A 5,201-nucleotide genomic window follows, 5' to 3' on the forward strand; every position below is an offset into this window, starting at 1 on the left:
GCGATGATGACCGCGCCCGCGACCACCACGCCGATCAATATCCGGTGTGTCCGCGTCAGCTTCAGTGGCGCTGCCACCCGTGATCCCCTCCAAGTGCCTGCCCGTGCTTGCCGCCCGGACCCGTTTGCGCGCAACAGCCTGGCACATGTGTACGGGTGGCCGTGGGCCGGTATCGCCGAAGCCCGGCCATCGGGTGAATGGCCGGGCTCGCGATAGGGCGTTCTGCGGGTGTTTCGGTGCCCGGTCTACGGAAGTTCGCGCACCTGTGCGGTCACGACTTGGCGGTGGCCTTGTCGGACGGCTTGGTGGAGGCCTTCCCGGACGGCTCGTCGGATGCCTTGCCGGACGCCTCCTCCGACGGCTCCGTGGAAGCCCCCGGCTTGTTGGCGGCCGTCACCGAGGCGACCGCCTCCTTGGCGGCCTTCTCGGCGTCCTTGACCATGTCCGCGGCCTTCGGGGCCTTCTCGCCCGCGAGACCCGCGCCGTTGTAGTCCAGGGTCACCACGACGTTCTCGATCCGGGTCACGACCGTCTGCTGCTTGTAGTCGCCGAGCTTGCCCTTGTCGAGGTCATAGCTGACCGTCGTCGCCTCGTCGCCGACACCGGCGGCGGGCTCGGACTTCACGTTCTTGGCGCCGTCCGTGCCGGCGGCCGCTGCGACCTGCTTCTTGAAGTAGCCCTTGGCGCGCGTCTCGGCGCTGCCCAGGCCCTCCTCCGACTCGAAGCGCGTCAGCGACGCGGAGAGCCAGCGGAACTGCGAGCCGTCGACACCGTTGGTGTCCAGGCCCTTCCAGGAACAGCTGCTACGGGTGGAGACATCAGAGGACTTACCCGTCTTGCCCGACTTGTCCTCAACCTTGGGCACCAGGTCCTCGACCGTCTTCGAGGACACCACCTTGCAGGCGGCCGGCAGCTGCTTGTACGCGGCCTCGGCGAGGCTCGCCGCCTTGTCCTTGCCGTCGGCGCCCTGGGAGGCGGAGGACTTCGCGCCGGAGTCGCTCTTGCCGCCGTCGCCCGAGTCCGAGGAGCACGCCGCGGCGGTCATGACCACCGGAACAACGGCGCAGGCGGCGAGAATGCGGGTGAATCGCGGTCCTTTTCGGTGCATGGTTCCTTCGCTCATCAGTCGTGCGGTTCGGTTCCGGGGCGCCATGTGCGAAAGGAGCCCCCTGTGGTTCCGCCCAGCCACGGTACGCGGTGGCGAAGTACCCCGTGAGGAAACCGGAGCCCGGCCGCGGTGACCCGCGCCACGCTCACTCGGTGAACTGATCGGCCAGCCTTCCGGCCAGAACCCTTGCCCTGTCCTGCAGTTCCTTGCTGTCCGGCGTCTCCTTCACGGAGGCCGGCTGGGCGGTGTACCTGACCGTCACCAGCACATTCGACGTGCGGAACGCCACAGTCACCACGCGCTGCCGCGTCGCCGAATCCGCCGCGCCGAGCTCGTCGTCCAGATACGCCTCGTCCGCCAGATCGTCGAGCACCCGCGGCTCCAGACCCTCCGGCGGAGCGGACGAAGCCGACTGGGTCGGCTTGCCCTGCTCGGGGTCCCCGCCCGTGCTGTCGTCCGGGCTCTGCGTGGCGGTCGGGTCCTCGGACTCCCCGGAGCCGCTGGACTCTTCGGACTCCTCGTCCTCCGCCGGCTCCGGCAGATCGGCCGCGATCTGCATGTCCAGGAACAGATCGGCCGCGAGCTCGTCATCACTCACCGCGTCGTCGTACGAGACCGCGCGCTCGAAGTCGATCTGCAGCCGATGCGTCGCGTCCGAGGACTGCGCCGACCAGCGGCAGCCCGCCCTGCGGTCCGTGTCGAACGTTATGGTCGCCGCGCCCGCGTACGCCTTCTTCCGCTGCTCGTCGGAGAGTTCCCCGATCCCGGGCAGCATCGTGTCCAGCGTGCCCTGGTCCACCGCCGCGCAGGGCTCGAGCAGCGTGTCGTACTTACCGGGCTCGGCCGTCTTCGTCGGCGCGGTCGCGAAGCCGCCCGGCTTGTCGTCGGCGCTCCCCGCGCCGTCACCCGAACCGGAGGTGCAACCCGTCAGCAGCACCGCGGCGAGCAGGGGTGCGCCCGCCAGATACCTCTTGTGCCGCACGGTGCGGGCCCTCCTTCGGATGCGGGTTCGTGGTCTGAGCCGTCCCCGTACGACGAAAAGCATTGGCGCCGCACAAAGGCCGGTGAACACAATGTGTATCGCACGCGCCGCTGTGATGGCCGATCAACCGTCCCTTTTGTTGACCTTGGCACCAGTATTTGCGCTTTCAGACTTTTCTTTTGTTATACGGGGGTTGGGCAACCATGAGTTATGTAGAGGTACCGGGAGCGAAGGTCCCCATCCGCATGTGGACGGACCCGGCCACGGTCGAGGCGGGCGCGATGCAGCAGCTGCGGAACGTCGCCACGCTCCCGTGGATCAAGGGCCTCGCCGTCATGCCCGACGTCCATTACGGCAAGGGCGCGACGGTCGGCTCGGTCATCGCCATGCACGGTGCGGTCTGCCCGGCGGCGGTCGGCGTCGACATCGGCTGCGGTATGTCCGCGGTCAAGACCTCGCTGACGGCCAACGATCTGCCGGGTGACCTCTCGCGGCTGCGCTCGAAGATCGAGCAGGCGATTCCGGTGGGGCGCGGGATGCATGACTCCGTGGTGGATCCGGGCCGTATGCACGGCTTCCCGACCGCCGGCTGGGACGACTTCTGGTCGCGGTTCGACGGGGTCGCGGACGCGGTCAAGTTCCGTCAGGAGCGGGCCACAAAGCAGATGGGAACGCTCGGCGGAGGGAATCATTTCATCGAGTTCTGTCTCGACGAGACGGGTTCGGTCTGGCTGATGCTGCACTCCGGTTCGCGGAACATCGGCAAGGAGCTCGCCGAGTACCACATCGGCGAGGCCCAGAAGCTGCCGCACAACCAGGGTCTGGTCGACCGCGACCTCGCGGTGTTCATCGCGGACACCCCGCAGATGCAGGCGTACCGGAACGATCTTTTCTGGGCGCAGGAGTACGCCAAGTACAACCGCGCGATCATGATGGGTCTGTTCCAGGACGTTGTCCGCAAGGAGTTCAAGAAGGCCAAGGTGACCTTCGAACCGGTCATCTCCTGCCACCACAACTATGTGGCGGAGGAGCGGTACGAGGGCATGGACCTCCTTGTCACCCGTAAGGGAGCGATCCGTGCGGGCTCCGGCGACTACGGGATCATCCCGGGTTCGATGGGCACCGGCTCGTACATCGTGAAGGGCCTCGGCAACGCGAAGTCCTTCAACTCCGCCTCGCACGGCGCCGGCCGCAAGATGAGCCGGACCGCGGCGAAGCGGCGCTTCTCGACGCGGGACCTCGAGGAGCAGACGCGGGGCGTGGAGTGCCGTAAGGACTCCGGCGTCGTGGACGAGATCCCCGGCGCGTACAAGCCGATCGAGAAGGTCATCGACCAGCAGCGGGACCTGGTGCAGGTCGTGGCGAAGCTCAAGCAGGTGGTGTGCGTGAAGGGTTGAGCCGCGCCTGGCGGGGCCGACGGGCGTCGAGGCGGGGGGTCTCGGCGGTGGCCGGGGAGTCGTGTGGGAGCGGCTCCCCGGCCTTCGCGCGTTCCGGTGCGCGGGCGTTGGCCGCCGCGGCGCACCGGTGTGGCTCACAGCTCGCGGTGGACCTTCGTGTTCGAGGCCTGGGCGCGGGGGCGGACCACGAGGAGGTCGATGTTGACGTGGCTGGGGCGGGTGACCGTCCAGGCGACGGTGTCGGCCACGTCCTCGGCCGTGAGGGGCTCGGCGACGCCCTCGTAGACCTTGGCGGCCTTCTCCTCGTCGCCGCCGAAGCGGGTCGTGGCGAACTCCTCCGTCTTGACCATGCCGGGGGCGATCTCGATCACGCGGACCGGCTTGCCGACCAGTTCGAGGCGGAGCGTCTCGGCGAGGACGCGGGCGCCGTTCTTCGCGGCCACATAGCCCGCGCCGCCTTCGTACGTGGCGTGGCCGGCCGTCGAGGAGAGGACGACGACCGTTCCGTCGCCGCTGTCGACGAGGGCGGGGAGCAGAGCCTGGGTCATGTGGAGGGTGCCGATCACGTTGACCTCGTACATCCGGCGCCACTCGTCGGGGTCACCGGTGGCGACCGGGTCCGCGCCGAGTGCGCCGCCTGCGTTGTTGACCAGCACGTCCACGCGGTCGAGCGTGCTCGCGAAGGCGTCGACGGCCGCGCGGTCGGTGACGTCGAGCGGGTGGGCGGCGGCGGAGTGGCCGGCCTCGGTGAGCTCGGCGGCCAGCGCCTCGATGCGGTCCTTGCGGCGGGCGGTGAGCACCACGTGGTGGCCCGCCTCGGCCAGCTTGCGGGCGGTCGCGGCGCCGATGCCGCTGCTCGCGCCGGTGACGACTGCGGTACGGCGGGCTGCGGCGGTCATGGGCTGCTCCTCGGTGCGGCGGTGCCGGGCGGTTTCGGCCAGGCTAACCGGATCGTGCGGGTCGGCGGTCAACCGTCCGGCGCTCGGTCATCCGTACGCGCCGAACTCCACCGAGGCCGCGGTCAATTGCGAAGTCTAGGTATGTTTCGCGCGTATCGGACAGGTGCCTTCGTGGGAACTGCGGGAACTGTGGGAGCTGGAATGCGAGTGAAGCGCGCGGGACTGGTCGCGGCGTCGGTGGCCGCCGCCGCTCTGGTTACGGGGGGGCCGGCCGAGGCGGGGGGGCCCGGGGGGGGTGGGGGGGGCCACCGGCATGCGGGGCTGGGGGGGGGACGCCTCGGTATCTGGCTGACCCCGCAGAACCACGGCCCGGTCGATGTGTCCGAGGCCACGGTCCGGCTGCGCTACTCGGCGCCGCTGGCGAGCGAGCAGAAGCTGCCCGAGCGGTGCCTGCGGGCCGGGCAGCGGGTGGTGCTCTGCTCGACGGGTGAGATCAAGGCCGGGAGCTGGAGCGAGGAGATCGGGCTCGACATGAAGCTCAAGGGCTCGCCGTCGGAGGCCACGGTGCAGATCGACACCCTGTGGAACGGCGGGGCGACTGACCGCAACGTCAACAACAACCGGCACAAGGTGCTGACCCTGGACACCGGGGACTCGTACTTCTTCTGAGACCCGGGTTTCTCCTGGGTCTCCCGTGGTGACCGGCCCGCGGCCTTCGGCTGCCGCGGGCCGGTGTCGGACCCCCCGGGCACTCTCGAAGGGTGGTCGTCGGGCGTGCGTATGCCCATGTGGACGGGGAGGACCCCCGGGGGTAT

The 5,201-nt window shown here is 69.4% G+C and carries 5 protein-coding genes; 2 read left to right on the plus strand and 3 right to left on the minus strand.

All coding sequences use genetic code 11. The annotated features are described in order from the left end of the window. Positions 1 to 271 precede the first annotated feature (271 nt). Positions 272 to 1,108 carry a DUF3558 domain-containing protein gene (locus JAO81_RS41410; protein ID WP_199553171.1) on the minus strand — a complete coding sequence of 279 codons (837 nt, stop codon included), beginning with the start codon at positions 1,106 to 1,108 and terminating at the stop codon, positions 272 to 274. 145 nt (positions 1,109 to 1,253) lie between these two features. Then, positions 1,254 to 2,090 carry a DUF3558 domain-containing protein gene (locus tag JAO81_RS41415; RefSeq protein ID WP_199553172.1) on the minus strand — a complete coding sequence of 279 codons (837 nt, stop codon included), beginning with the start codon at positions 2,088 to 2,090 and terminating at the stop codon, positions 1,254 to 1,256. 203 nt (positions 2,091 to 2,293) lie between these two features. On the opposite strand from JAO81_RS41415, the gene JAO81_RS41420 reads away from it, so the two are divergent. Beyond that, a complete protein-coding gene (locus tag JAO81_RS41420; RefSeq protein WP_199553173.1) occupies positions 2,294 to 3,487 on the plus strand; it encodes an RtcB family protein in 1,194 nt (397 codons plus the stop codon). A gap of 134 nt (positions 3,488 to 3,621) precedes the next feature. On the opposite strand, the gene JAO81_RS41425 is transcribed toward JAO81_RS41420, so the two are convergent. Further along, on the minus strand, positions 3,622 to 4,386 hold the full coding sequence (locus tag JAO81_RS41425; protein WP_199553174.1) for an SDR family NAD(P)-dependent oxidoreductase: 765 nt from the start codon (positions 4,384 to 4,386) through the stop codon (positions 3,622 to 3,624). 201 nt (positions 4,387 to 4,587) lie between these two features. Between JAO81_RS41425 and JAO81_RS41430 the strand changes: the two genes are divergently transcribed. Beyond that, entirely contained in the window at positions 4,588 to 5,055 is a 468-nt protein-coding gene (locus JAO81_RS41430) for a hypothetical protein (protein ID WP_199553175.1), read from the plus strand. Positions 5,056 to 5,201: the final 146 nt, after the last annotated feature.

Source organism: Streptomyces sp. N35 (genome assembly GCF_016464295.1).
Classification (GTDB): domain Bacteria; phylum Actinomycetota; class Actinomycetes; order Streptomycetales; family Streptomycetaceae; genus Streptomyces.

What these genes read in the sequence shown, in the direction of transcription:
- JAO81_RS41425 (WP_199553174.1), bottom strand. Translation starts at nt 4,386, where the DNA reads ATGACCGCCGCAGCCCGCCGTACCGCAGTCGTCACCGGCGCGAGCAGC.
- JAO81_RS41430 (WP_199553175.1), top strand. Translation starts at nt 4,588, where the DNA reads ATGCGAGTGAAGCGCGCGGGACTGGTCGCGGCGTCGGTGGCCGCCGCC.
- JAO81_RS41420 (WP_199553173.1), top strand. Translation starts at nt 2,294, where the DNA reads ATGAGTTATGTAGAGGTACCGGGAGCGAAGGTCCCCATCCGCATGTGG.
- JAO81_RS41410 (WP_199553171.1), bottom strand. Translation starts at nt 1,108, where the DNA reads ATGCACCGAAAAGGACCGCGATTCACCCGCATTCTCGCCGCCTGCGCC.